This window comes from Cupriavidus sp. WGlv3 (assembly GCF_023952475.1).
Classification (GTDB): Bacteria; Pseudomonadota; Gammaproteobacteria; order Burkholderiales; family Burkholderiaceae; genus Cupriavidus; species Cupriavidus phytorum.
Map to the genome: position 1 here is coordinate 1 of NZ_JALHRX010000018.1, position 23,731 is coordinate 23,731.

The window sequence follows — 23,731 nt, forward strand, 5'->3', positions numbered from 1 at the left end:
TGCCGACGTCGGTGACGATGCCCGCGCCCTCATGGCCCAGGATCGCCGGGAAGATGCCTTCCGGGTCGGCGCCGGACAGCGTGTAGTAGTCGGTGTGGCAGATGCCGGTGGCCTTCACCTCCACCAGCACTTCGCCGGCGCGCGGGCCGTCGAGGTCGACGTCTTCGATGGTCAGCGGGGCGCCGGCTTTCCAGGCGATGGCGGCTTTGGTTTTCATTGGGGGTCCTCCGGAATCACGAATTTGGGGCGGCTTGCGGGGTGGCGCGGCGGCGAACGCCGCGCGAGCCGGCAAGCCCGGTCCGAGGACATGACTATACGATCTTCCTGCGGTGGCAGGCCAGCTTTGGCCGATCAGCGGTCAGCGAAACCCGCCGGGCGATGCCCGGCGACGGTTTCACGGCTGGAGCGCCTTCGCGTCCAGGCTCCACAGCTTGCGGTCGCTGGTCGACACTGCGACGGCGCCATGTGCCAGCGCCTCGCGGATATCGGCACGGTTGCAGACAAAGCCCGAGGTCACGATCGGTGGCAGCGCCTTGCGATCCGCTTCCGGCAGGTGCGACAGCATCGGCGCCGGCATCAGCTGCACCAGGTTCGGGTCGCTCTGCTCGAGCGCCTTGACGCTGCGCGGCCAGGTGGAACGGTCGGTGACGAAGACCTTCTGCATCGTCACCATGCCGGCGCGATTGGCGCGCTGGATGGTGGCCACGCGTGTCGAGACCAGGCTGGTCACCCCGATGTCGGCCAGGTAGTCGACGCCGCCCTTGTCCTGCGACAGGCCCTCGCAGCTGTCGATATTGACGATGACATACTTGCCGGCGTCGGCCAGCGTCGCGATCACGCGCTGCAGCTTGCGCAATTCAACGTTGGCGACGATGCAGACTTCGGCGACGCTAGCGAGGATGGCGTCGATCTGGTCGACACCGTAGAGCGTGCCGATGACGGGATGCCGCGTCAGGCGCGCACCGAGGGACCTGTCCATGCGGATTACTTCGCTTCATTGGCGAGCCGGTCGCCGAGACCCAGCTTGCCGGGGTTCAGGAGATGCTGCGGGTCAAGTGCCTGCTTGACCGCCGCCAGCAGCGGGAGCGCCGTGTCCAGCGACGACGCCATGTAGGGTGCGCGCAGCAGACCGATCCCGTGATGGTGGCTCAGTGCCGCATTGTATTGGATCAGCACCGCATTGGCCGCATCCCACGCCTGGCGGTACCATTTCTGGCGGTCTTCCACCGCCACCTCGCCGCGCAAGGAGAAGTACAGGCAGGCACCGTCGATGTAGGCATGCGACTGGTGCGCGGAGCCGGCCAGTGTGCCCGGCACGGCATTGATTGCCTTGACCACGTCGGCGTAGATCGCGGCGAGGTCGCGCCAGGGTCCGCACATTTCCAGCGTGTCGGCGACAAAGCCGGGGCTGCGCTTGAAGCCCTCGGCGCTCTTGCCGGTCAGGTAGCGCGTGTCGAGCCAGCGCTCGAAGATGGCGGCGCTGTCGAGTTCCTCGCCGAGTTCCCGGCACACACGCTCGCTGATGGTCATCACGGCATCGACCATCTCGCGCGCGCCTTCGTCGGCGACCAGCAGCACATTGGTGTCGGGCAGGCCGAACTGGACCCCGCTTTCGAGCGCGTCATAGAGGCGCAGCGCGGCCGGGTTGGCGCCGCGCTGCATGATCTCGCGGCAGGCGTCCAGGCCGATCGCGAAACTGCTGAAGCCATAGGCGATGGCACGCCCGTAGTCCGGCAGGCGATGCAGCTTCAGGCGCACGCGCACGATCACGCCCAGCATGCCCTCGGAGCCGATGAACAGCTGCTGCAGGTCCGGGCCCACGGCCGCGCGCGAATAGCCGCCCACGGTCACCAGGCTGCCGTCGGCCAGCACCACGTCCATGCCGAACACCATGTCTTCGATCTTGCCGTAGCGCGTGGACAGCTGCCCGGCGCCGCGGCAGGCGACCCATCCGCCAACCGTGCTGATCGCGTACGAAGACGGCCAGTGGCCCATGGTCATGCCGAATTCGCGCTGCACGGTCTGCTCGAAGATGTCGCCGAACATGCCGGCTTCGACCTCGACGATCTGGCTTGCCTTGTCGATCCCGATCAGGCGGTTGAGCGCGCACACGTCGAGCACGATGCCGCCGCGCACGGGCAGGGCCGCTCCGGTCACGTTGCTGCGTCCGGCCGACACGGTGACCGGAATGGCGCCCGCGCTGGCGATGCGCATGACCGCCTGCACCTGTTCGACGCTGGAGACGCGCACGATGACAGCGCGCGGCGTGGCGGGCTTGCCGGCGGTCTCGGTGATCATGGAGCCGGCCCACCAGTCACGGGTCCATGCCACCACGTCGGCGGTTGCGGTCAGCACTTCGTCGGCAACCTCGCGCAGGGCCGCGAGATCTGCGGCGCTAAGCGCGACCGCATCGCGCTGCAGGCCGGGCGCATCCGGGGTGTCGCGGATAGTCGCCGCGTACCCGGGCGGCGTATGGGCGCCGATGACGTATTGGCCGCGGTTGTAGCCGCGTTTGATGGCTTCCTTGCTGATCATGCTGAGTCTCCCATGAGGACGGATTTTTCGTGCGCGACGGCGGCGAGGTATGCGCTGACCTGCTGCGCCACGGCGGCATCGGACAGGCCGAGTTCGGCCTGAAGGATCTGGCCCACCCGAGCCGCGGCGCGGGCGGAGGCATCGCGTGCCATCAGGCGCGCGCGGATGCGTCGTGACAGGACGTCGTCGACCGTGCCGGCCAGCTCGTGGCGCGCGGCATAGACGATCTCGGCTTCGGTATAGGGCAGGCCCTCGACGATCGGCCTGGCGAGGGCGGGATCGGCCTGCAGGATGTCGCTGACGAAGCGGGCTTCGGTGCCATAGCGCTCGCCCAGGTGCGCGGCCATGCCGCCGGACGCGACGATGGCTTGCGCGTCATAGCCGGCCGCGCCGAGCAGATAGGCCGAGCGGGTCCGGCACTTGCCGCGCTTGCCGATGACCTTCTGCGCCGCGTCGATGGTTTGCTCGGCCATGTGGCGCGAGGTGGTGAGCTTGCCGCCGACGATGGTCACGAGCCCGTCATGCGCGGTATGGATTTCATGGTCGCGCCGGATTTCCAGGGTCTTGCCGCCGGGCGGAGCCACCAGCGGGCGGCAACCCGCGATACTGCCCACCACGTCCTGCGGCAACAGGTCCACCTTGAGCGCGGAGCGCGCGCCTTCGAGCAGGAAATCCAGTTCCTGGCGCGTGCACAGCACGTTGTCGAGGTCGCCGTCATAGTCTTCGTCGGTGGTGCCGAGGTAGGACACGTTGCCCCAGCGTGTGATGGTGGCGCGGCGGTTGCGGCCCGGCACCGGGATCGTCACGGTGCAGTCGTTGCGGATCTTCAGCCAGGGGATGGCAATGTGGACGCCCTTGGCCGGGCGTATATGCAGCGTCCTGGCTTCGCCCGGATTGCGGCCGGTCCAGTCGCGCAGCCAGACTCCGGTGGCCATGATGACCGCGCCCGCGCGCACGCGGATCTCGCGCTCGCCGGCATGGACGATGGCGCCATCCACCTTGCCATGCCCGTCGCGGGTGATCGCGGTGGCGGTGGCATGGTTGAGCACCGCCGCGCCGTGGAACGCCGCGGTACGCGCCAGGTTCAGCGTCAGGCGGGCATCGTCGACGCGCGCGTCGAAGTACAGGTAGCCGCCGGTCAGGTGTTCCTCGTTGAAGGTCGGGCAGTGGGACAGCACCTCTGCCTTGGTCAGCTTCTGGTGCAGGATGCCCTCGCGCCATCCGCCGGCCAGGTCGTAGGTCCACAGCAGGCTCTCGAAGGCCTTGGCCAGGCGCTTGTCGAAGACGCCGTTGCGCTCGAGCACCGGAAACAGGAACGGCAGCCGTTGCACCAGGTGGCGCGCGTTGCGGCGCAGGCGCTGGCGCTCGAGCAGCGAATGACGCACCAGGCCAAGGTTGCCCTGTTCGATATAGCGCAGGCCGCCGTGCACCATCTTCGACGACTTGGACGAGGTCCCCGCGGCGAAGTCGCTTTTTTCGACCAGCGCCACGCGATAGCCGCGCAGGCTGGCATCGAGCGCGGCGTAGGCGCCGGTGACACCGCCCCCGACCACGAGGATGTCGAACGCGTCCGTGCCCAGGCGGTCGAGCAGGTCTGCGCGTACCAGCCGCAACGGCTCCGTGCCGGTCATGGCGGCACGCTCGCGGTTTGCGCTGCGGGAGGGAAAAATCACCATGTCTGTGGTTGCTCCTGGTTAATGGGTCTGGGTGCGCATCCCGGCCGGCTTGGCCGCGAGCGCATCGGCATGGTCGAGTTCGGAGGCCACGCGCGCCTGCCAGTGCGCGCGCCGCTGGGCACGCTGAGCGGCGCTGATTGCCGGCTCGAATACCGCCTCGGGCGTGGTGGTCGCGCGCGCCTGCTGCATCGAGTCCCACAACAGGCCCGAAGCGCCGGCAAGATAGGCGATGCCGCGCAGGCTGGCGCGGTCAGTCTCTTTCATGCGCTGGACGGGAATGCCGCTGAGGTCGGCCTGCATCTGCAGCAGCGCATCGCTGCCGGACAAGCCGCCACCAACCACCAGCGCCGACACCGGCACGCCGGCAATGTCCTGGTTGGCGTCGATGCATGAGGCCACGGACTGCGCAATGCCTTCCAGGATGGCAAACGCCATCTCGGCGCGCGTCGTTGCCATCGAGATGCCGCTCAGCGCCGCGCGCGCCTCGGGCTGCATGCGCGGCACGCGCAGGCCGGTCAGCGCCGGGATAAAGGTCACGCCGCGCGCCGACGCCACCGTGCCGGCCAGCGTGCTGATCTGCCGGGCGTTGTCGAACCAGCCCAGCTTGCCGCAGACCCAGTCGAGCGCCGAGCCGGTGGTCGCGACGAAGGTCTCGACCGAGAAATGCGATATGCCCGACTGCCGGCGCGCCGTCATGGTCAGGGTGCTGTCCGACATGCCGGTGCGGGCGGGCAGCTGCGGACCGACGATCAGGTCGACGAAGCTGCCGGTGCCGTGCAGGCACATCGCCTGCCCGGCATCGAGGCATCCCAGGCCGATGGCGCCGGCGAGCTGGTCGCCCGCACAAGCCAGGATCGGCACGTCGATCCCCAGCACTTCGGGCCGGGTGCGGCCAAAGTCGTCAGCATCCTGGCGCAATTCCGGCAGCAGTTCGCGCGGGAAGCCGAGCGCATCGATCCAATCGAGCTGGTAGCGATGCTCCGTCAGCACGTAGGCGTTGCAGGAAGTGGCATTGGTCGGCGTGGTCAGGCATGCGCGCGCTGTCGACAGGTGCCACAGCAGCCAGGTGTCGATGGTGCCGAACGCCAGCCTGCGCGCACGGAAGGCTTCGGCCACCGCCGGTGTGTCGCGCAGGTGCCGCGCGGCCCACAGGTATGGCGAGCGAACGCCGCTGGGGCGGCCGACGGTCTGGCGCAGGATCGGGTCCCAAGCCGGCGCAAGCCGGCTCAGTTCGGCCGCATAGCGCGTGTCCTGCCATACCATCGCGGGTACCAGCGCGCGCCCGGTGCGGGTGTCCCACAACACCGCGGTGGCGCGCTGGGTGGCGATGGCAAGGGCGACTACGTTCAGGTTTTCGCCGGCCGCCTGGGCCAGCGTGGCGCGGCAAACCGCGAGGGTTCGCTCGAGCAGGGCGTTGGCGTCCTGCTCCACCACGCCAGGGCAGGGACTGTGGATCTCGAGCGTGGCGTAGTGAAGGCACTGCACATGGCCGTCTGCACACACCACCGCGGCCCGCGTGCCCGAGGTGCCTTCATCGATCGCAAGGATGACGTCGCTGTGCTGGGTCATGGCCGGGCCTTTTCGATGACGGGATGCATCAGGGCCGACGCGTCGGCAATATCGCTCTTGAACTGTGGCGCATCCGCTTCGTTATCGGGATGGATCGTGGTACGGGTCGGGTCCCAGCGGATCGAAAAGCAGACCAGGCTGGCCAGCAGCGGCACCACCGACAGGATCAGGAAGGTGGTCTCCAGCCCGTACTGCGCGCGGAACAGCGGGAACACCAGCAGGCCCAGCGCCGCGCCGATGGCGCCGAGCGCGCCGATGATGCCGTTGGCGCCCGCGCGCAGTTCGCTGCGGAAGGACAAAGACGACAGGCTCTTGCCATTGGCGCCTGGCCCGGCAGAGTGGAACAGGATGAACAGCGACGGCACCACCACGGCCACCCACATCGGCATCTTGCCGTTGAACAGCCCCAGGATCAGCAGCATGGCGAACACCGCCGCGAAGCCGAATGCCGAGGCGCGGCGCAGGCCCAGCGTGCGGCCGACCAGCGGCGACAGGAAGCCGCCGACAATGCCGCATACGTTGAACACCAGCGCGCCGATGGTCGCGTAGACGAAGTCCTTGCCGAACAGCGCGGCGCTGATCAGCGGCAGGTACCAGCCGATCGCGAAATACTGGATCGACTGTCCGATCTGCACGGTGGCCGCGAGCATGGTGCGCGGCAGATAGGTGCCGCGGAAGATCAGCAGCACGTTGGCCAGGCCGCGGCGCGCCTGGTTGAGGACGCGGATTCGCTCCGCCGGCGGCGCGGCAACGAAGGCGCGCCCGTAGATGCGCGTCATGGCGGTGGCGGCGGCCTCGAGCCGCTCTTTGCGCGCCAGCCAGGTCGGGCTTTCGACCAGGAACAGGGCCTGCAGCAGCAGGATGGCCACGCCGAACACCGCCGTGGCGGCGACCGAGTAGCGCCAGATCGCGTCGCCGACGTCCCGCGAGTAGAACAGCAGCGCCAGCAGCAGGTTGGCGCAGACGGCCGTGTACCACATGCCCTGCCATGTGTTCAGCCGGCTCTTGAGCTTTACCGGCGTGAATTCCGCCAGCACGGCCATGGCGATGGCAAAGTCGATGCCATAGGCCGCGCCGACAAAGAAACGCCCGGCCAGGATCACCTCGAATCCGGGCGCAAACACCACCAACAGCGCACCGGCAACCGCCAGGACCTTGGCCAGGATCAGCGGACGGACACGGCCCCAGCGGTCGGCCATCCAGCCGCCGATCGGGTTGAAGGCAATGGCCACCCACGATGCAAACGACGTCAGCAGCGCAACCCTGGCGGGCGCGAGCTGGAGATCGCGCGTCATCGGCCCGAGGCCTGCGCTCAGCGCGGAATTGGAAAATGCGTCGAGGAACAGCCCGCCCAGGGCGAGCCACCAGATGACACCGGCCCTGCCGCGTATCCCAGGGCAGGAATCGATGTAGGCAATGACGTCATCGATGCCACGAAGCTTGATGGCAGAGGATTGCACGGCGGTCTCCTTTTACTTGTTCTGTAAGAGGCCGCGGCAACCGCAAGGCGCGAAGAGACCATCTTACAGATGGTCTCTATCTGGATCTGCGAGGCCAATGTATGACTTCGCAGGGGGAGCGTCAACCGGGAAAACCCTTGATGGTTGGGGCTAGCGTGCCGGCACATTGCGCGCCGCATGGCCACGGCTGGCATCTGCCGGGTCAAGCTGGCCGGCATGCCGCCGCCCCAGCCACCAGCCGAGGACCGCCCAGCCCACCGCGAGCAACGCGCCCGCCAATGCCACCGTCGCCGGATGGCCGGACAGTGCATCGATCGCGGTCTTGACCCAGGCGCTGACCGCATCGCCGGCGCGGTAGACGGCGGTGTCGATCACGTTCTTGGCCTTGTACTTGGTCTCGGCATCGACCACGGTGAACAGCATCTCGCGGCCCGGGCGCAGCAGTGCGTATTCCCCCACGCGCCGCAGGATCATGACGCCGGCGAGCACGCCGAAGGTGGGCAGCAGGGCCAGCACGACGAAGCCCGCGGCAACGGCCAGCGGCACCGCGGTCAGCAGCACGGTGACGCCATAGCGGCGCGCCATGCGGCCGGTGAAGAACAGCTGTACCAGGATGGTCAGTGCCTGCACCGCGGCATCCAGTGCGCTGAACACCTGGGTCTGGCGGGTGCGCTCGGGAAAGGCCTCGGCGACCAGCCGGGCCTGCTCGAAGTAGAGGAAGGTGCTGGCGGTGGCCAGCAGGATCACGAACAGGGCGATGCCGAGCAGATAGCGAGAGCGCAGCAGCAACGACAGCCCGGCCAGCAGCCCGCCGCCGATCGGATTGGCCGGATCCTGCTCCGCGCTGGCAACAGCCTGGTCCGACGGCCCCACGCCCGCGCCGGCACGGCGGCGCCAGCCGAACAGCCAGCCCACGCCTGGCAGCGTGGCGGCCAGCAGGGCGGCCGACAGCAGCATCAGGCCGGTCAGGCCGATGTGAGGCACCAGCCAGCCGCCCAGCACCGGCCCGGCCAGGCCGCCCGCGCTGGCGCCGGCGGCCAGCAGCGCGAACAGGCGGCGCGCTTGCTCGGGCCGGAACACATCGGCCATCAGGCTCCAGGCGACCGACACCACGAACAGGTTGAACACGGATAGCCACACGTAGAACATGCGCGCCAGCCAGACGTTGTCGGGCAGGACGCGCGTGGCCAGCGCAAAGGCCAGCAGGTTGGCAATGAAGAAGGCATAGACCCAGGGCACGAAGCGGCGCCGCGGCAGCCATGCGCAGACCGCGCCGTAGAGCGGGATCGCCGCCAGCATCACGACAAAGGTGGCGGTGAACAGCCATTGCAGGTTTTTCACGCCGCCGGCGATGCCCATGGTCTCGCGCACCGGGCGCAGCATGAAGTAGCTGGCGAACAGGCAGAAGAAGAACAGGAAGCCGGCCACCACGGCGCCGGCTTCGCCGCTGCGCACGCCGAAGCCGTGCCACAGTCGGGCCAGGCCACCGGTGGATTTGTCGCGCGCGGGCTTGTCCACGGCGGGGCGGCTCAGCGCAGCAGCGCCGCGATGCGCTCGCGCTGGCCGGGATCGGGCATGCGGCCCAGCGCGGCGCCGAGGTTGTCGGCCATGTTGCGCGGCTTGGAGGTGGCCGGGATCGCGGCGGTCACGGCCGGATGGCTGACGACGAACTTCAGGAACAGCTGGCCCCATGAGCCGCAGTCAATGTCGCCGGCCCATGGTGGCAGCGCGCGGTCCTTGACCACGCGGAACAGGCGGCCGTCCTGGAACGGCCGGTTGACCAGCACCGCCACGCCGCGCGCCTCGCACAGCGGCAGCAGCGTGCGCTCGGCATTGCGCTCGCCCACGGAGTAGTTGATCTGGACGAAATCCACACGCTCGGCGCGCACGATTCTCTCCAGCGCCTCGTGGGCGTCGTCGCGGTAATGGGTGATGCCCAGGTAGCGGATGCGGCCCTGTTCCTTCAGCTGGCGCAGCCAGCGCAGGTTGCCCTGCCAGTCGATCAGGTTGTGTATCTGCAGCAGGTCGACCTTGTCGACGTGCAGGTTGGCCAGTGACCGTTGCCATTGCGCCTGCGCCGGCGCGCCGGAAGGTGCCGAGATCTTGGCGGCGAGGAACACCCGGTTGCGCGCATTGGCCGCCCGCAGCAGGTCGCCGGTCACGGCTTCGGCGCTGCCGTAGCTGGGCGCGGTGTCGACCACCGAGCCTTCGGTCTGCAGCAACAGCCCCATGACCTCCGCCAGCGGCTTGCGTTCGTCAGGGCCGGTGCCGACGTTGAAGGTGTCGGCGGTGCCCATGCCGATCACGGGCAGGGCTTCGGTGGTGCCGGGAATGGTGCGGCGCAGGGGCGCGGCAACGGTGGCGGCATGGGCCGGCGGCGCTGGCCCGATGCCGGTGGCGGCCAGTCCCGCGGCCAGGCCGAGGAATGAGCGACGGTCGATCGACATGGGAGGGTTTCCCGGCGAGTCACTGACTGGTTGACCTTAGGCGTTGAGCCCGGCCGTGTAAACCGTTGCGTGCGCGGCGGAATCCCTAGTGCAGGCGAGGACGATATCCCACGCCAAACCGGACGGACAAGGCGCTCAGGCGCTGGTCCATCGTCCACAGGCGGGCACCGGGGGTGATCAGGGTCGAAGCCAGCAAGGTGACATCCACCAGGCCGCAGCCCAGCCCATACAGTTGCTCGCGCTCAACCAGTGCGATGACTTCGGCCAGCGTTGCCTGCCTGGCAGCCTGCAGCAGCCCGATGTCGCCGAGCGTCTGTGCCCGGGGCGCCGGTGGCGTGCCGCAGGCCAGTTCGGCCACGACCAGGGGATGGGTCAGCACCTGGTCCGCTTCCATCAGGCGGATCAGGGCGTCGTTGCGCTGCCGGAAATGGCCCACCCACACCGAAGTGTCGACGAGCACGTTCATTTGGCGTCGGGTTCGGGATTGCGGCGCGGTACGTCTTGCATGTCGGGCGCTGCGCCGCCCAGGGCCGCAAGGCGCTTGGCAGCCTGCACCCGAACGAAAGTCTTGATTGCCTCGCGAAACAGGTCTGCTTTGTCCATACCAGGGTCCGCCATCTCCAGTGCTTGTTCATACAGGGCGTCATCGATCGTGACTGTCGTGCGCATCGCTGGCTCCTTGAATCAGTTTTGATGTCAATATGCATCAAAAACGGAATCAGGGCAAGGCCGCAATCGCTTGCGAAGCCGAGCGCCGCCGACACGCAGCAGTATTGGCTGCCGATGGCAGGGCGTCGATGAGAGATGTCGCATTCCGGGCCGGCCATGGCAGGCATGGCGCCGGAGCCGCCGCGGCGCGGCCCCGTCGGCCCGCGGTCGGCCCCGGTCCGCCGTCAGATCAGCGTGGCCAGGCCCAGCGTCAGCAGCAGCGCCACCACCGAGATGATGGTTTCGCAGACCGACCAGGTCTTGAAGGTCTGGGCCACGGTCATGTTGAAGTACTCCTTGACCAGCCAGAAGCCGCCGTCGTTCACGTGCGACAGGATCAGCGAGCCGGCGCCGGTGGTCAGCACCAGCAGTTCCGGGCGGGTGCCGGGCACGCTGGCGGCAATCGGCGCGACGATGCCGGCGGCGGTGGTCATGGCAACCGTTGCCGAGCCCGTGGCGATGCGGATCATCACCGCGACCAGCCAGCCCAGCACCAGCACCGAGACATTGGCGCCGGTGGCGACGTCGACGATGGCGGTGGAGATGCCCGAGTCGCGCAAGATGCGGCCGAAGCCGCCGCCGGCACCGACCACCAGCGTGATGATGGCGGTGGGCGCCACGCACTCGTTGGTGAACTTGAGGATGGTCTCGCGATTGAAGCCGCGCGCCTTGCCGAAAGTGTAGAAGCTCACCAGCGCGGCGATCAGCAGCGCCATCACCGAGTTGCCGATCAGCTTCAGGAAGTCGTTGGCGAAGGTCTTGGGCGTGGTGAACAGGTCGGCCCAGCTGCCGATCAGCATCAGCACCACCGGCAGCAGGATGGTGAACACCGTGATGCCAAAGCCTGGCAGCTCGTGCGATTCCTTGACGCGCTCATCCTCTTCGGTGAACTGCTCGGCCAGCGGGTTGTATTCTGGCAGCTTGACGTAGCGGTCCATCAGCCGGGCGAACAGCGGGCCTGCCAGCGCGGCGGTGGGAATGCCCACGATCAGCGCGTACATGATGGTCTTGCCGATATCTGCGCCGTATGCGGTCACCGCCAGCAGCGCGGCCGGGTGCGGCGGGATCAGGCCGTGCACGACCGACAGGCCGGCCACCATCGGAATGCCGACCAGCACCATCGACGTGCCGGTGCGCTTGGCGACGTTGAAGGCGATCGGCACCAGCAGCACGAAACCCACTTCGAAGAACACTGGCAGGCCGACGATGAAGGCGATGGTGGCCATGGCCCAATGCACGTTCTTCGCGCCGAAGAAATCGATCAGCGTGTTGGCGATGCGCTCGGCGCCGCCGGACTCGGCCATCATCTTGCCCAGCATGGTGCCCAGGCCCACCACCAGCGCGATATGCCCCAGGGTGCCGCCGACACCGGCTTCAAAGGACTTGACGATCTCGCTCATCGGCATGCCCACGGCAAAGCCGAGCAGCACCGAAACGACCACCAGGGTAATGAACGGGTTGAGCTTGTAGCGCGCGATCAGCACCACCAGTGCAATCACTGCGATCAGCGCATACACCAAGAGCGTGGTTCCGGTGACGGGACCCATATTGTCTCCTTGCGTGGAAAAAGAGCCGCTTGTGGCGGCAGCAGAGGTTTGGCTTTCTTGTTTTCTCTCCCGTTTGCGGGAGAGGCGGTGGGGAAGAGAGCATGCGTGGCAAGCACCTTGGCGGCTCACTTTGTGGTGACGCCGGCTCTCTCCCCCGGCCCCTCGCCCGCGCGCGGGAGAGGGGAGCAAACAGTGCGGAAGCAGTGAATCAGGCGGGCAGCCGGCTCAGGCTGCCGGCTTCTTGTAGGCGATGCAGTCGACCTCGACCTTGCAATCGACCACCATGCTCGACTGCACGCAGGCGCGCGCGGGCGGGTTGGCGCCGAAGTATTCCTTGAAGATCTTGTTGAACGAGGCGAAGTCGCGGGTGTCGTCCAGCCATACGCCGCAGCGCACGACATGCTCGGGGCCGTAGCCGGCCTCGGCCAGGATCGCCAGCACGTTCTTGATGGCCTGGTGGGTCTGGGGCACGATGCCGCCGTCGATGACCTCGCCGTTGACCATCGGCACCTGGCCGGAGACGTAGAGCCAGCCATCGGCCGCGACCGCGCGGGCAAAGGGCATGTGCTGGCCACCGGTACCGGTGCCGCCTTCGACGCCGAATCGTTTGATGTCCATGGGTACTCCTGGAATGAGTTGGATAGGGTAGGGAAGCGGCGGTGCGTGCGGGTCAGTCCGCACCGCGGGGCAGGAACCGGCCGGCGCGCACGCCGGTGCTCTGGCGCTGCTGCCATGACAGCTCGCCGTTGACCCAGACCGAGGCAATGCCCTCGGCCGGCTGCATCGGACCGGTAAAGCTGGCGGCGTCGCGGATGGTGGCGGCGTCGAACAGCACCAGGTCGGCCCAGTAGCCTTCGCGCACGAAGCCGCGCTGGTGCAGGCCGAAGCGCTCGGCCGACATGCCGGTCATCTTGTTGACGGCCACGGTCAGCGGAAACAGCTCGCGGTCGCGCGCGTAGTGGCCCAGCACGCGCGGGAACGCGCCCCACAGGCGCGGGTGCGGCAGCGGGTCGTTGGGCAGGCCGTCCGAGCCGACCACCGTGGCCGGGTGGCTCAGGATGCGGTCGACGTCGGCGTCTTCCATGCAGTGGTAGACCGCGCCGGCGGGCATCAGCCGGCGCGCCGCTTCGTGCAGGTCGACCTGCCATTCGGCGGCGATGTCGGCGAGCAGGCGGCCGCCCATCTCGGGCGCGCCTTCGGACCAGGTCACCATGATGTCGAAGTCGCCGGTGACCTGCTTCAGGTCCAGCGTGGACGAGCTGGCGGTGTAGGGGTAGCAGTCGCAGCCGACCGGCTGCCAGCGCTGCGCGCCGTCGAGCGCGTCCAGCACCTCGGTGCTGCGGCCCCAGTTGGCCACGCCGGCGCACTTCAGGTGCGAGATCACCACCGGTACGCGCGCATGGCGGCCGATGCGGAAGGCCTCGTCCATGGCGTCGAGGATCTCGGCGAACTCGCTGCGCAGGTGGGTGGCGTAGAGCGCGCCGGCCTTGGCCAGCGGCTCGGCCAGCGCCAGCACTTCCTCGGTCGGCGCGCTGAAGGCGTTGGCATAGGCCAGGCCTGTCGACAGGCCCAGCGCGCCGTGCTGCAGCGCTTCTTCGAGCTGCGCGCGCATTGCCTCGATTTCGTGCGGCGTGGCGGCGCGGTCGAAGCGGTCCATATGGTTGCTGCGCAGCGCGGTATGGCCTACCAGCGCGGCAACGTTGACCGCGGGCTGCGCGGCCTCGACCGCATCGACATAGGCCTTGAAATCCGGGTAGCGGAAGGCGTCGGCATGGCCGAGCAGGTTCATCGGGTCGGGCGGATCGCCCGCCAGCATGACCGGCGCGGCGCTGATGCCGCAGTTGCCGACCACCACCGTGGTCACGCCCTGCGATAGCTTGGGCGTCATCTCCGGCTGGCGCACCACGTTGGTGTCGTCGTGCGTGTGGACGTCGATAAAGCCGGGCGCGAGCACCAGGCCATCGCCCTCGACCACGTGCGCGGCCGCATCGGGATCGATTGCGCCGGGGGCATCGATGCGGGCGATGCGGCCATCGCGCAAGGCCACGTCGGCCAGGCGCGGGGCCGCGCCGGAGCCGTCGATCAGCGTGACGCAGCGGATCAGGGTATCGAACAAGTGTGGCATGGTCAGTCTCCCAGCGGCTGGCGGCTGTCGGGGCCCTTGCCAGGGCCGCTGTCGCCGCGGTGGCTGTCGAGCACGTACTTGAGCCGGCGCAGGCGCTCCTTGCTCTGGTCCGGCTGCAACAGTGCGCACTGCGTGGCCAGCACGTCCAGCACCATCAGCATGGCGTAGCGCGAGGCCGATGGCTTGAAAATGAAATCCGTCTCCAGCGTGCGCACCGGCAGCAGCACGTCGGCGCGCGCGGCCAGCGGCGATCCCAGCGCGGTCACGGCCACCAGGCGGGCGCCGTACTCGCGCGCGATATCGCAGCTGGCCAGCATCTCCGGCACGCGGCCGCTGGCCGAGAAGGCCAGCACCACGTCGTCGCGGCCAAGCGTGGCCGCCACCATCTTCTGCAGCAGGGCGTCCTGGTAGCTGGCCACCGGCAGGCCCAGGCGCGCCAGGCGGTGGCGCGCTTCATCGGCCATGAACGACGAGCCGCCGCCCATGCCAAAAGCGTAGACCATGCGTGCGCCCAGCAACAGGCGCGCGGCCTGCTCGATGCGCTGGGTATCCAGCAGCCCGCGGTTGGCTTCCAGCGCGGTGAGGATGTCGGCGTGGATGTTGTCGGCAAGCGTGGCAGGCGCGGCTTCAGCGGCGGGAACGTTGCCGGGCTGCAGGAAGCGCGCGCCCACCGCCGCGGCCTGGGCCAGGCGCAGCTTCAGGTCGCGCACGTCGCGGCAGCCGATGGCCTTGGCAAAGCGCGTCACGCTGGCCTCGCTGACGCCGGCCTGGCGGGCCAGTTCATTGATGCTCGCCGCCGCCGCGCCGGCCAGGTCTTCCAGCACCACCTGCGCCACCTTCTGCTCGGCCAGGCGCAGCGCGGGACCGCGCTCGGCGATGCGGGTCAGGATGTCGAAGGGCGCGGTCATGGTGGGTGATGGGGGCGAGGTGGCGAAGCGGGTTCGAATCGTGATGTGACGAAATCTGCAGTCGGCGCGGGCAGGGGCTATAACAGTGACTGGCGCCTGAGGGTGAGAACCTTTCCTGGTACCGCGCGGCTGCCGCCGCAGCGCTGTGTGTTACTTTATAACAAGGATGAAATATCTTATTTTCAGGGCTATCATTACGTCAATCAGATTTTTTCAGGGTGATGACAGGCATGCGTGAAATAAAGTATCAGGCTGGTGTGATCGATCCGCTCAACAAGGCGCTGGGCCGGATGGAGGCTCCGCTTGCTCCGGATGCGGCCGGCCAGACCGGCTGGAACCTGTTGCAGGAAGAACTGAGCCTGCCTGCCGCGGTGCTGTATGAAGACCGGCTGGCGCACAACCTGGAGTGGATGCGACGCTTCATGAACGAATACGGCGTGCAGCTGGCGCCGCATGGCAAGACCACCATGGCGCCCAAGCTGTTTGCCCGGCAGCTCGACGCCGGCGCCTGGGGCATCACCCTGGCCACCGCGCACCAGACCGCGGCGGCGCATGCGCATGGCGTCAAGCGGGTGCTCATGGCCAACCAGCTGGTCGGCCGCCGCAATATGGAAATCATCGCGGACCTGCTGCGCGATTCCGACTTTGAATTCTTCGCGCTGGTGGATTCGGCCGAACTGGTCGATCAGCTCGGCAGGTTCTTCCAGCAGCGTGGACAGACGCTGCAGGTGCTGCTCGAGCTGGGCGTCGAAGGCGGGCGCACCGGCGTGCGCGACGATGCCCAGCAGCAGGCCGTGCTCGACGCGCTGGCGCGCTGGCCCGACGCGCTGTCGCTGGCCGGCGTGGAAATCTACGAGGGCGTGCTGAAGGAAGAGGCCGATATCCGCAAGTTCCTGCAGCGCACCGTGGCGGTAACGAAGCAACTGGCCGCGCAAGGCCGCTTCGGCCGCAGCCCGGTGGTGATGTCGGGCGCGGGCTCGGCCTGGTACGACGTGGTGGCCGAGGAATTCGCGCGCACCGACATCGGCGCGCCGATCGACATCGTGCTGCGTCCCGGCTGCTACCTGACGCACGATGTGGGCATCTACCGCGCGGCCCAGCAGCGCATCCTGGCGAGCAACCCGGTCGCGCAGAAAATGCGCGAGGGTTTGCTGCCGGCGCTGCAGCTGTGGGCCTATGTCCAGTCGATTCCGGAACCCGACCGCGTCATCATCGGCATGGGCAAGCGCGATGCCGCCTTCGACGCCGGCATGCCGATCCCGGCGCGCCGCTACCGTCCCGGTGAAGAGACGCCGGTGGACGTGCCCGCGCATTGGGAGGTCACCGGCATGATGGACCAGCATGCCTACCTGCAGATCCGGCCGGGCGACGACATCCAGGTCGGCGACATGATCGCCTTCGATATCTCGCACCCGTGTCTGACCTTCGACAAGTGGCGCCATATCCCGGTGCTGGATCGCGACCTGCGCGTGATCGACATCGTGCAAACCTTCTTCTGAGGCAAACGGCCCCATGAGCATCGATATCCTGGCCTATGGCGAGCCGCTGGTTGAATTCAACCAGCAGCCGGACGATCCGTCGCGCTACCTGCAGGGCTTTGGCGGCGACACCTCCAACTTCTGCATTGCCGCTGCGCGCCAGGGCGCGAGCACCGGCTATATCTGCGCGGTCGGAGCCGATACCTTCGGCGAACGCCTGCGCGCACTGTGGACGCAGGAGCGGGTCGACACGCGGCATGTGCACGTCGACGCGAGTGCTCCCACCGGCGTCTACTTTGTCTCGCACGACAGCCATGGCCATCGCTTCGACTACCTGCGCGAAGGCTCGGCCGCGAGTCGCTACCAGCATGAACAGCTGCCGCTCGGCGCCATCGCCGCGGCGCGCTACCTGCATCTGTCGGGCATCAGCCTGGCCATCAGCACCAGCGCGTGCGATGCCGGCCTGGATGCGATGGAGCATGCGCGCAAGGCCGGCACCAAGGTCACGCTCGACACCAACCTGCGGCTGCGCCTGTGGTCGCTGGCGCGCGCGCGCGGCATCATGCGCGAAGCGTTCCGGATGACCGACGTATGTCTGCCCAGCTGGGACGACATCACCGTGCTGACGGGGCTGGACGACCGCGACGCCATCGCCGACTATCTGCTCGGCTGCGGCATCGGCCTGGTCGCGCTGAAGCTGGGGGAGGAGGGCTCGTACATCGCCACGCCCGAGTCCCGCAGCCTGGTGCCGGCCTATCCGGTCAAGCCGGTCGACGCCACGGGCGCGGGCGACTGCTTCGGTGGCAGCTTCGTCGCGCGGCTGGCCGCGGGCGCCGACCCGTTCGAGGCCGCGCGCTATGCCAACGTGGCGGCAGCGCTGTCGACCACCGGCTATGGCGCGGTGGCGCCGATTCCCGATGCGCAGACCGTGCTGGCGCGGCTGGCGCAGTCGGTATCGGTGATCGCCTGAGCCGCTGCCCGACCCTGATGTTTTCCTGAACCCCCATACCGCGAGATCGCCATGCCAAACCAGACTTCCCCGCTGCTTCAACGCCTTGCCGATGTGCCGGTGATCCCGGTGCTGGAATTCCACTCGGTCGACGAGGCCCTGCATGTCAGCGAGGCGCTGGTGACCGGTGGCTTGCCGCTGCTGGAGATCACGCTGCGCACCCCGGTGGCGCTGGAAGCGATCCGTGCCGTCGCCGCGGCGCTGCCGCAAGCCTGCGTCGGCGCCGGCACGGTGCTGAACGTGGAGCAACTGCACGCGGTGCGCGACGCGGGCGCCCAGTTTGCGGTCTCGCCCGGCCTGACGCCGACGCTGGCCGCGGGCGCGCGAGGCGCGGGGATTTCGCTGCTGCCGGGCGTTGCCACCGCCAGCGAAGCCATGGCGGCGCTGGAAGCCGGTTTCACCTTCCTGAAGTTCTTCCCGGCGCAGGCCGCGGGCGGGGTACCGATGCTGAAGTCGCTGGGCGGGCCGCTGCCGCAGCTGCGCTTCTGCCCGACCGGCGGCATCGATGCCGCGCTGGCGCCGTCGTACCTGGCACTGCCCAATGTGGTGTGCGTGGGCGGCTCCTGGGTGGTGCCCAAGGATGCCGTCGCCGGTGGCGACTGGGGCCGCATCCGCGCGCTGGCCGAACAGGCCAGGGCCCTGCGCGGCAAGCCCTGAGCCGGCGCGCAGCAAAGCAAAGCTGCAAAGCAAAACGGCACGCCATCGGGCGTGCCGTTTTGCTGTCGATGCAGCCGGGCCGGCTTACTTGTGGCGGTCTGCCGAGCTTTCCAGCTTCTGGCCGCCGCGCTGAATGTCCTGGCCGAGCCCCGCCATCGTGTTGCAACCGGCCAACAGAGTGGCAAACAAAACGCACCAGATCCAACCTTTCTTCACGCCGGGCTCCTTTCGATAGGGTCGAGAATCGAGCGATTCTCCGAGTTTGGGATTGACGCAGATTTTACCGCTGCTGGGCGCGGCTTTGATAGCTGGTATGTCGCAATTTGTAAATCGTGCAACCGCGCGGTTCGCAGTTGGCGGTCAGGCTGGCGGGCAGGCCGGCGGCGCCAGCAAGGCCCTGGCGCGTTGCTGGATCGCCGCATGGGTCTGCAGCAGCCAGACGGCCGGAAACGGCTGCGCCAGCAGGTAGCCCTGCACGCTGTGGCAGCCCCAGGCGCGCACCGCTTCCAGCTGCTGGCGGGTTTCGATGCCCTTGGCGCAGACCGAGGCGCCGGCGCGCCGCGCCGCGCGGCAGGCTTCGCGCAGGCTGTCGGCACGGCAGCGGACCTCGCGCGCATGGCCGAGGCCCCTTGCGTCCAGCGTGACGGCGTCCGGATGCAGCGCCGCCAGCGCCTCTCGGGAAGCCGGGCTGTCGTCGAAATCGCCCAGCGCCAGCTGCAGCCCGCGCCGGCGCAGCGTGGCAAAGCGGTCGATCAGTTCGGCGTCGGTCGGCACGGTGCTGGCCGGCAGTTCGATGCACAAGTGCTCTGGCGTGATGCCGCCCGCATCGAGCGCCTGCGCCAGGGCTTCGACCATTTGCGGCCGATGCAGTTGGGCGCTCGAAGCCAGCAGGGTGAATTGCAGCGGGGCGATGGTCTCCGCGGCACGGACCAGCGGCAGCACGCTTTCCAGCAGCCAGTTGCCGATGCGGCCGACCAGTCCGAGTGCTTCGACGCCGGGCAGGAAGTCCTGCGGCGCCACGCGGCCGAGTACCGGATGCTGCCAGCGCAGCCGCACCGTGTAGCCACTGACGGTAGCGCCGGCGAGGTCGGCGCGCGGTTGCAGTTGCAGGCTCAGCTCGCCGCGCTGGAGTGCGTCGGGCAGCGCCGCCAGCAATGGGGCAGCGGGCGGGGACAGCGGCTTGTCGGCACGCGCCAGGCCGGCGCCGCCCTGGCGGTTGACGCGCAGCATGGCGTCGAATGCCTGCTGCAGGCTGCGCTCGGCCGGAATGTCGGCATGGTCATTGGCCACGCCAATGCTGCAGGACAGGTGCAGCTCGAAGCCGTCCAGTGCAAACGGCCGGGACAGGTCGTCGGCCACGCGGCTGGCAACCTGGCCAGGATCCGGCACGCCCGCGGGCAGCGCGGTGATGACCACCAGGTCGGCCGCGGCCATCCAGTGCATGAACGCGCCCGGCGGCAGCAGGCAGGCGATGCGCGCCTGCACGATGCCGCGCAGCCTGGCGGAGCGGCCAGCCCCGAGGGTTTCACCGGCGCTGGCAAAGCGGTCCAGGCGGATCGCCAGGATCGCCGCCGGCGGACCGGCCCGGGCGCGGCGCGCGGTCAGCGCGCCTACCAGCGCGGACGGTTGCATCGCCCCGCTGCCGCTGCTGGCAGCGCTCTCGACGAGGTCGTCGGCATCAGGATCCATGCATGATCTTGCGGGCCGCCGGACCTTGGCTTGCGGCGCTCGCGTCTCCCCGTGTCTGAAATGGTTCTTCGGCAGGCCGCAGGCGCGCTGCGGTCGCAGTCATCGCCAGGGGCAGCCATGCGTGCCGCGGCCGCCTGCGGGCCGCGAAGCCAGATCATAAGCGAACGGAAGAGGGAGGGGCGTTGCCGATTACGCCAAAGTGATTTGGCCGCAACTGCATTTGATTTGGATCAACGCGGCGCCTTCGATCCAGGGAAGATGCGATTGACGCCACGGCGTAACGGTGATGCCGGCCTGCGGTACTCAGCCAGTGGTTTCTTCCTCCGGCCCTTCCTGCGGCGGCAGGCGCTCGGCCAGCACCTTGTCGATGCGCTTGCCGTCCATGTCGATGATCTCGAAGCGCCAGTCGCCCCATTGCACCGTGTCGGCAATCTGGGGCAGGCGTCCCAGCAGCAACAGCAGCATGCCGGACAGCGTGTGGTAGCGCTCCTTTTCTTCCTCGGGCACCTGGCGCAGGCCGATGCGGTCTTTCAGTTCGGGGATCGGGATCAGGCCATCGAGCAGCCACGAGCCGTCGTCGCGCTGGACCGCCCATTGCTCGCCGGCGGCCTCGGCCTTGAATTCGCCGGTGATGGCCTCGATCAGGTCCTGCAGCGTCACCAGGCCCATCACCTCGCCGTATTCGTCGATGACAAAGGCAATCTGCCCGCCCGAGGCGCGGAAGTTTTCCAGCAGCTCCATGCCGGTCACGCTTTCCGGAACGAATACCGCGGGCTGCACCGCCGACTGCAGGTCGGCTTCCTCGCCGCGCAGCCGGCGCGCCAGCAACTGGCGCGCGCTGACCACGCCGATGATGTCGTGCATGCCGCCACGCACCACCGGGAAGCGCGAGTGGTCGGACTCCTCGATGCGGCGCAGGTTCTCGTCCATCGTGGCTTCCACATCCAGGTAGACCACGTCGCCGCGCGGCACCATCAGTGACGCGAGCTGGCGGTCATCGAGCCGGAACACGTTGCGCACCATGGTGTGCTCATGCTGCTCGATCACGCCGGCCTCGGAGCCTTCCACCAGCAGCGCATGGATTTCTTCCTCGGTCACGCCGGGGCCGCGGTCGACCTGGGTGCCGAGCAGCCGCAGCACCAGCCGCGTCGAGCTCGACAGCAGCTTGACGAACGGGGTCGAGGCCACCGCCAGCCAGCCGATCGGGCGCGCCACCATGCGCGCGATGGCCTCGGGCGCCATCTGGCCCAGGCGCTTGGGCACCAGTTCCCCCAGCACGATGGAAAAATAGGTCAGGCCGGCCACCACGATGGCGGTGGCTACATAGCCAGCTGTGGTTTCCGAGATGCCGAAACCCTGCAGCCACACGCCCAGCGGCTGCGCCAGCGTCGATTCGCCGACCACGCCATTGAGCACGCCGATCGAGGTGATGCCGATCTGCACGGTCGAGAGGAAGCGGGTCGGGTCCTCGCCCAGCTTGGCCGCGGCAATGGCGCCGCGGTCGCCGTTCTCGATCTGGCGTTGCAGGCGTGCCTTGCGGGCTGTAACGAGTGCAATCTCGGACATCGCAAACAGGCCGTTCAGCAGAATCAGCGCCAGTAATATGGCAATTTCCATCAGGGTGCGCGCCCTCTGCGCGCCGGGTGTCTGAAAAGATCAAGCATACCATTCGCCTGTTGCACAACATCCTCGCTGTGCTGCCCGCGCCGCACACAGTGGCGCCTTTCGGGCCATCGGCTACGTCAATGGATCGCTGCGATTACCTGCAAGGTATTCGCGGCAAGGCCGCCGCCATGCTGTAATAGCCCGCATGGAAACGCTCACCCCTGCCTCCGAGGCCACTCTCGACTTCCCCGGATTGTTGCGCTACTGGCGCGGCAAGCGCGGCTACAGCCAGCTGGCGTTGTCGCTGGCCGCCGGGGTCTCGCAGCGCCACATCTCCTTCCTCGAGTCCGGGCGTGCCCGTCCCAGCCGCGAGATGGTGCTGGCGCTGGCCGAGCGCCTCGGCGTGCCGCTGCGCCAGCGTAACCGGCTGCTGCTGGCGAGCGGTTTCGCCCCGGCCTACAGCGAACACGCGCTGACCGCGCCGCCGTTGCAGATGGTGCAGCAGGCGATCGCCCTGATCCTGGCCAAGCAGGAGCCGTACCCGGCCGTGGTGCTGGACCGCTTCTGGAACCTGGTCGACGCCAATGCCGCCTACCGGCGCATGTTTGACACCTTGCTCGGCGGCCGCCCGCCGGCATCGCTTGCCGACGACCCGCACCGGATCAACCTGATGCTGACGGTGTTCGACCCCGACGGCCTGTGGCCGGTAATCGAGAACGCGCGCCAGGTCGGCCGCTACCTGTTGCGGCGTGTCTGGCAGGAGCTGCAGGTGCAGGCGCACGACCAGACCGCGCGCGCGCTGTTCGCGCGCATCGCCGACTGGCATCCGGACATGGTCGGCCCCGGCGGCGTGCTGCTGCCCGAGGACGACGGCAGCGACGGCCCGCCGCCGCCGTTGTTGCCGGTGGTGCTGCATGCGGGGACGTTCCGCGCGTCGTTGTTCTCGACGCTGACCACGCTCGGCATTCCGCAGGACGTCACGCTGCAGGAACTGCGCATCGAATGCTTCTTCCCGGCCGACGACGCCACGCGCGTCCTGTTTGAAACACAGGGCGGGGCGCATGAGCGGCCGGTCAGAAGCGGTAGCGCAGGTAGATGACGTGGAAGGTGGTGCCAGGGTTGGGCTCCTTGATGCCACCATTGGACAGATGCTGGATGCGGTAGCCGGCGGCAAAATTGCGGTCCTTGCCTAGCATCACGCCAAGGCCGGCGTATTCCGAGAACTGGAACGCGCTGGAGATCACGTGATCGTCGGAGGTGCGCGTGCCGCTCAGCAGCCGCGCGCCCACCGACAACTCCAGGAACGGCACCCAGGTGTGGCGCCACCAGGCGATCCGCACCACCGGTGACGCGCCAAACTCCCACAGATCGTTCGGATTGTTATTGCTGTCGCTGAGCCAGCGCGCAACGTTGACCTCCCATTGCAGATCGACCTGCCAGCCCTGCGGGTTGCCCCACGCCAGGCCCGAATCCCACAGCATGGCGATCTCCGCCTTTTGCACGTGATGGCTGTCGTCGAAGCCGTAGCCGAGCTGGATCGCAGGTGCCGCGCGCGCGGCGGTGCTCAGGCCCCCGGCCAGTGCAAGCAGCGCCGCCATGGCGGCGCGGCGCGGCCGTCGTCGCCGCCGCGCGGAGAAGGTTGGAAGGAGGGGGATGCAACTCGCATGGCTGTCTTGTCTGGCTTCTTGGTCGGGTCGGCGCATGGGAAGCACGCTGAAAAGATGCTGCGTTGTTGTCAGGCAAGCCATGGGAAAACCGGCGCTTGCAGCCCCCCGGCGCTGCCTCCTTACCCTATTTGTAGTACACGGGAAGGCACGTTGCCGAGGCCAAAAGGTGGCCGGCGCCACGGCGTTGTCCGCCGCGGAGTACGGGCTCGGGGCGCGGCGCGCAGTGACAAAGAACAATCGTGCTAACATGCGCGGGCCGGTGCCGGCCGTCTTGCCGGCCCGGTTACGTTACGTCTTCAGGGCGGGGTGGAAGTCCCCACCGGCGGTATGCCGCGACGCGCAGCGCGTGTCCGGCGAGCCCGCGAGCGCTCGCATTCCCGTGCGAGGTCAGCAGACCTGGTGAGAAGCCAGGGCCGACGGTCATAGTCCGGATGAAAGAAGATGGACGGAGCTTGCCTGCGTGGCCTGGCGCCTGCCTGGCCACGTGGTTTGCCGGGCCTTGCGCGCGCAGGGCGCGGCGGTTCGCGCGCGTGCCGGCAGTATGGCGTGCGGACCTTGCAGTTCCGTTGACCCTTCCCCTGGAACGCCCATTGATGCTGAACCAGGAGCGTTTCATGTCTAGCTTTTCCACCGAAGCCATTGCCCCCGCGG

23 protein-coding genes and 1 riboswitch are annotated in these 23,731 nt (G+C 68.2%); of the genes, 5 read left to right on the plus strand and 18 right to left on the minus strand.

From position 1 onward, the window contains the following. The 14 genes from MKD38_RS23935 to MKD38_RS24000 form a co-directional block, all read right to left on the minus strand. Positions 1-217: alcohol dehydrogenase catalytic domain-containing protein (locus MKD38_RS23935; protein WP_252680697.1), on the minus strand; the 217-nt coding region annotated here is incomplete at its 3' end. Between the two features lie 177 nt (positions 218-394). Next, positions 395-979 carry a glycerol-3-phosphate responsive antiterminator gene (locus MKD38_RS23940; protein ID WP_252680699.1) on the minus strand — a complete coding sequence of 195 codons (585 nt, stop codon included), beginning with the start codon at positions 977-979 and terminating at the stop codon, positions 395-397. A 5-nt stretch (positions 980-984) separates the two neighbouring features. Beyond that, positions 985-2,535, minus strand: a complete 1,551-nt coding sequence (locus MKD38_RS23945) for an FAD-binding oxidoreductase (protein ID WP_252680701.1) — start codon at positions 2,533-2,535, stop codon at positions 985-987. Next, positions 2,532-4,211 (minus strand): glycerol-3-phosphate dehydrogenase/oxidase, encoded by a 1,680-nt coding sequence (locus MKD38_RS23950; protein ID WP_252680703.1) that lies wholly within the window; start codon positions 4,209-4,211, stop codon positions 2,532-2,534. Before MKD38_RS23950 ends, MKD38_RS23945 begins: the two co-directional genes overlap by 4 nt. A gap of 18 nt (positions 4,212-4,229) precedes the next feature. Beyond that, positions 4,230-5,780, minus strand: coding sequence for an FGGY family carbohydrate kinase (locus tag MKD38_RS23955; protein WP_252680705.1), 1,551 nt, complete (start codon positions 5,778-5,780; stop codon positions 4,230-4,232). Beyond that, a complete protein-coding gene (locus tag MKD38_RS23960; RefSeq protein ID WP_252680707.1) occupies positions 5,777-7,240 on the minus strand; it encodes an MFS transporter in 1,464 nt (487 codons plus the stop codon). Before MKD38_RS23960 ends, MKD38_RS23955 begins: the two co-directional genes overlap by 4 nt. Before the next feature lie 150 nt (positions 7,241-7,390). Then, entirely contained in the window at positions 7,391-8,758 is a 1,368-nt protein-coding gene (locus MKD38_RS23965) for an NTP/NDP exchange transporter (RefSeq protein ID WP_252680709.1), read from the minus strand. A gap of 11 nt (positions 8,759-8,769) precedes the next feature. Further along, on the minus strand, positions 8,770-9,687 hold the full coding sequence (locus MKD38_RS23970; RefSeq protein WP_252680711.1) for an aldo/keto reductase: 918 nt from the start codon (positions 9,685-9,687) through the stop codon (positions 8,770-8,772). An 85-nt stretch (positions 9,688-9,772) separates the two neighbouring features. Continuing rightward, the gene (locus tag MKD38_RS23975) at positions 9,773-10,153 is read right to left on the minus strand and encodes a type II toxin-antitoxin system VapC family toxin (protein WP_252680713.1); all 381 of its coding nucleotides are present in this window, start codon (positions 10,151-10,153) and stop codon (positions 9,773-9,775) included. Then, positions 10,150-10,356: a type II toxin-antitoxin system VapB family antitoxin gene (locus tag MKD38_RS23980; protein ID WP_252680715.1), complete on the minus strand. Its 207-nt coding sequence runs from the start codon at positions 10,354-10,356 to the stop codon at positions 10,150-10,152. The genes MKD38_RS23975 and MKD38_RS23980 overlap by 4 nt, the downstream gene beginning before the upstream one ends. 224 nt (positions 10,357-10,580) lie before the next feature. Continuing rightward, positions 10,581-11,942 carry a GntP family permease gene (locus tag MKD38_RS23985; RefSeq protein WP_252680717.1) on the minus strand — a complete coding sequence of 454 codons (1,362 nt, stop codon included), beginning with the start codon at positions 11,940-11,942 and terminating at the stop codon, positions 10,581-10,583. A 225-nt stretch (positions 11,943-12,167) separates the two neighbouring features. Then, the gene (locus MKD38_RS23990; RefSeq protein ID WP_012355941.1) at positions 12,168-12,560 is read right to left on the minus strand and encodes a RidA family protein; all 393 of its coding nucleotides are present in this window, start codon (positions 12,558-12,560) and stop codon (positions 12,168-12,170) included. A 52-nt stretch (positions 12,561-12,612) separates the two neighbouring features. Further along, complete coding sequence (locus MKD38_RS23995) at positions 12,613-14,067, minus strand: N-acyl-D-amino-acid deacylase family protein (RefSeq protein ID WP_252680719.1); 1,455 nt, start codon at positions 14,065-14,067, stop codon at positions 12,613-12,615. 2 nt (positions 14,068-14,069) lie between these two features. Further along, a complete protein-coding gene (locus MKD38_RS24000; RefSeq protein WP_252680721.1) occupies positions 14,070-14,975 on the minus strand; it encodes a MurR/RpiR family transcriptional regulator in 906 nt (301 codons plus the stop codon). A 230-nt stretch (positions 14,976-15,205) separates the two neighbouring features. Between MKD38_RS24000 and MKD38_RS24005 the strand changes: the two genes are divergently transcribed. The 3 genes from MKD38_RS24005 to MKD38_RS24015 are packed head-to-tail and all read left to right on the plus strand — an operon-like array spanning position 15,206 to position 18,119. Continuing rightward, positions 15,206-16,474, plus strand: coding sequence for an amino acid deaminase (locus MKD38_RS24005; protein ID WP_252680723.1), 1,269 nt, complete (start codon positions 15,206-15,208; stop codon positions 16,472-16,474). Between the two features lie 13 nt (positions 16,475-16,487). Further along, complete coding sequence (locus MKD38_RS24010; protein ID WP_115700364.1) at positions 16,488-17,423, plus strand: sugar kinase; 936 nt, start codon at positions 16,488-16,490, stop codon at positions 17,421-17,423. A gap of 51 nt (positions 17,424-17,474) precedes the next feature. Then, positions 17,475-18,119 (plus strand): bifunctional 4-hydroxy-2-oxoglutarate aldolase/2-dehydro-3-deoxy-phosphogluconate aldolase, encoded by a 645-nt coding sequence (locus MKD38_RS24015; RefSeq protein ID WP_252680725.1) that lies wholly within the window; start codon positions 17,475-17,477, stop codon positions 18,117-18,119. Positions 18,120-18,203: 84 nt separating this feature from the next. Here the strand turns inward: MKD38_RS24015 and MKD38_RS24020 are convergent, their stop codons facing one another. The 3 genes from MKD38_RS24020 to MKD38_RS24030 all read right to left on the minus strand — a co-directional run bounded on the left by MKD38_RS24020 (position 18,204) and on the right by MKD38_RS24030 (position 21,425). Continuing rightward, complete coding sequence (locus tag MKD38_RS24020) at positions 18,204-18,335, minus strand: entericidin A/B family lipoprotein (protein ID WP_010814145.1); 132 nt, start codon at positions 18,333-18,335, stop codon at positions 18,204-18,206. Between the two features lie 144 nt (positions 18,336-18,479). Continuing rightward, on the minus strand, positions 18,480-19,808 hold the full coding sequence (locus MKD38_RS24025) for a GGDEF domain-containing protein (protein ID WP_252680727.1): 1,329 nt from the start codon (positions 19,806-19,808) through the stop codon (positions 18,480-18,482). 303 nt (positions 19,809-20,111) lie between these two features. Beyond that, positions 20,112-21,425, minus strand: coding sequence for a hemolysin family protein (locus tag MKD38_RS24030; protein WP_252680729.1), 1,314 nt, complete (start codon positions 21,423-21,425; stop codon positions 20,112-20,114). Between the two features lie 26 nt (positions 21,426-21,451). Between MKD38_RS24030 and MKD38_RS24035 the strand changes: the two genes are divergently transcribed. After that, positions 21,452-21,610 (plus strand): hypothetical protein, encoded by a 159-nt coding sequence (locus MKD38_RS24035; protein ID WP_252680731.1) that lies wholly within the window; start codon positions 21,452-21,454, stop codon positions 21,608-21,610. 8 nt (positions 21,611-21,618) lie between these two features. Further along, positions 21,619-22,512 (plus strand): helix-turn-helix domain-containing protein, encoded by an 894-nt coding sequence (locus tag MKD38_RS24040; protein ID WP_252680733.1) that lies wholly within the window; start codon positions 21,619-21,621, stop codon positions 22,510-22,512. Here MKD38_RS24040 and MKD38_RS24045 read toward each other — a convergent pair. Continuing rightward, on the minus strand, positions 22,487-23,011 hold the full coding sequence (locus MKD38_RS24045) for an acyloxyacyl hydrolase (protein ID WP_252680735.1): 525 nt from the start codon (positions 23,009-23,011) through the stop codon (positions 22,487-22,489). The genes MKD38_RS24040 and MKD38_RS24045 overlap by 26 nt on opposite strands. Before the next feature lie 357 nt (positions 23,012-23,368). Next, positions 23,369-23,527: riboswitch (FMN riboswitch) on the plus strand. The last annotated feature ends 204 nt before the right edge of the window (positions 23,528-23,731 follow it).

What these genes read in the sequence shown, in the direction of transcription:
- MKD38_RS23950 (WP_252680703.1), bottom strand. Translation starts at nt 4,211, where the DNA reads ATGGTGATTTTTCCCTCCCGCAGCGCAAACCGCGAGCGTGCCGCCATG.
- MKD38_RS23995 (WP_252680719.1), bottom strand. Translation starts at nt 14,067, where the DNA reads ATGCCACACTTGTTCGATACCCTGATCCGCTGCGTCACGCTGATCGAC.
- MKD38_RS24005 (WP_252680723.1), top strand. Translation starts at nt 15,206, where the DNA reads ATGCGTGAAATAAAGTATCAGGCTGGTGTGATCGATCCGCTCAACAAG.
- MKD38_RS24040 (WP_252680733.1), top strand. Translation starts at nt 21,619, where the DNA reads ATGGAAACGCTCACCCCTGCCTCCGAGGCCACTCTCGACTTCCCCGGA.
- MKD38_RS24045 (WP_252680735.1), bottom strand. Translation starts at nt 23,011, where the DNA reads ATGGCGGCGCTGCTTGCACTGGCCGGGGGCCTGAGCACCGCCGCGCGC.
- MKD38_RS23970 (WP_252680711.1), bottom strand. Translation starts at nt 9,687, where the DNA reads ATGTCGATCGACCGTCGCTCATTCCTCGGCCTGGCCGCGGGACTGGCC.
- MKD38_RS23955 (WP_252680705.1), bottom strand. Translation starts at nt 5,780, where the DNA reads ATGACCCAGCACAGCGACGTCATCCTTGCGATCGATGAAGGCACCTCG.
- MKD38_RS24010 (WP_115700364.1), top strand. Translation starts at nt 16,488, where the DNA reads ATGAGCATCGATATCCTGGCCTATGGCGAGCCGCTGGTTGAATTCAAC.
- MKD38_RS23945 (WP_252680701.1), bottom strand. Translation starts at nt 2,535, where the DNA reads ATGATCAGCAAGGAAGCCATCAAACGCGGCTACAACCGCGGCCAATAC.
- MKD38_RS23980 (WP_252680715.1), bottom strand. Translation starts at nt 10,356, where the DNA reads ATGCGCACGACAGTCACGATCGATGACGCCCTGTATGAACAAGCACTG.
- MKD38_RS23975 (WP_252680713.1), bottom strand. Translation starts at nt 10,153, where the DNA reads ATGAACGTGCTCGTCGACACTTCGGTGTGGGTGGGCCATTTCCGGCAG.
- MKD38_RS23985 (WP_252680717.1), bottom strand. Translation starts at nt 11,942, where the DNA reads ATGGGTCCCGTCACCGGAACCACGCTCTTGGTGTATGCGCTGATCGCA.
- MKD38_RS24030 (WP_252680729.1), bottom strand. Translation starts at nt 21,425, where the DNA reads ATGGAAATTGCCATATTACTGGCGCTGATTCTGCTGAACGGCCTGTTT.
- MKD38_RS23940 (WP_252680699.1), bottom strand. Translation starts at nt 979, where the DNA reads ATGGACAGGTCCCTCGGTGCGCGCCTGACGCGGCATCCCGTCATCGGC.
- MKD38_RS24025 (WP_252680727.1), bottom strand. Translation starts at nt 19,808, where the DNA reads ATGGATCCTGATGCCGACGACCTCGTCGAGAGCGCTGCCAGCAGCGGC.
- MKD38_RS24015 (WP_252680725.1), top strand. Translation starts at nt 17,475, where the DNA reads ATGCCAAACCAGACTTCCCCGCTGCTTCAACGCCTTGCCGATGTGCCG.
- MKD38_RS24000 (WP_252680721.1), bottom strand. Translation starts at nt 14,975, where the DNA reads ATGACCGCGCCCTTCGACATCCTGACCCGCATCGCCGAGCGCGGTCCC.
- MKD38_RS23990 (WP_012355941.1), bottom strand. Translation starts at nt 12,560, where the DNA reads ATGGACATCAAACGATTCGGCGTCGAAGGCGGCACCGGTACCGGTGGC.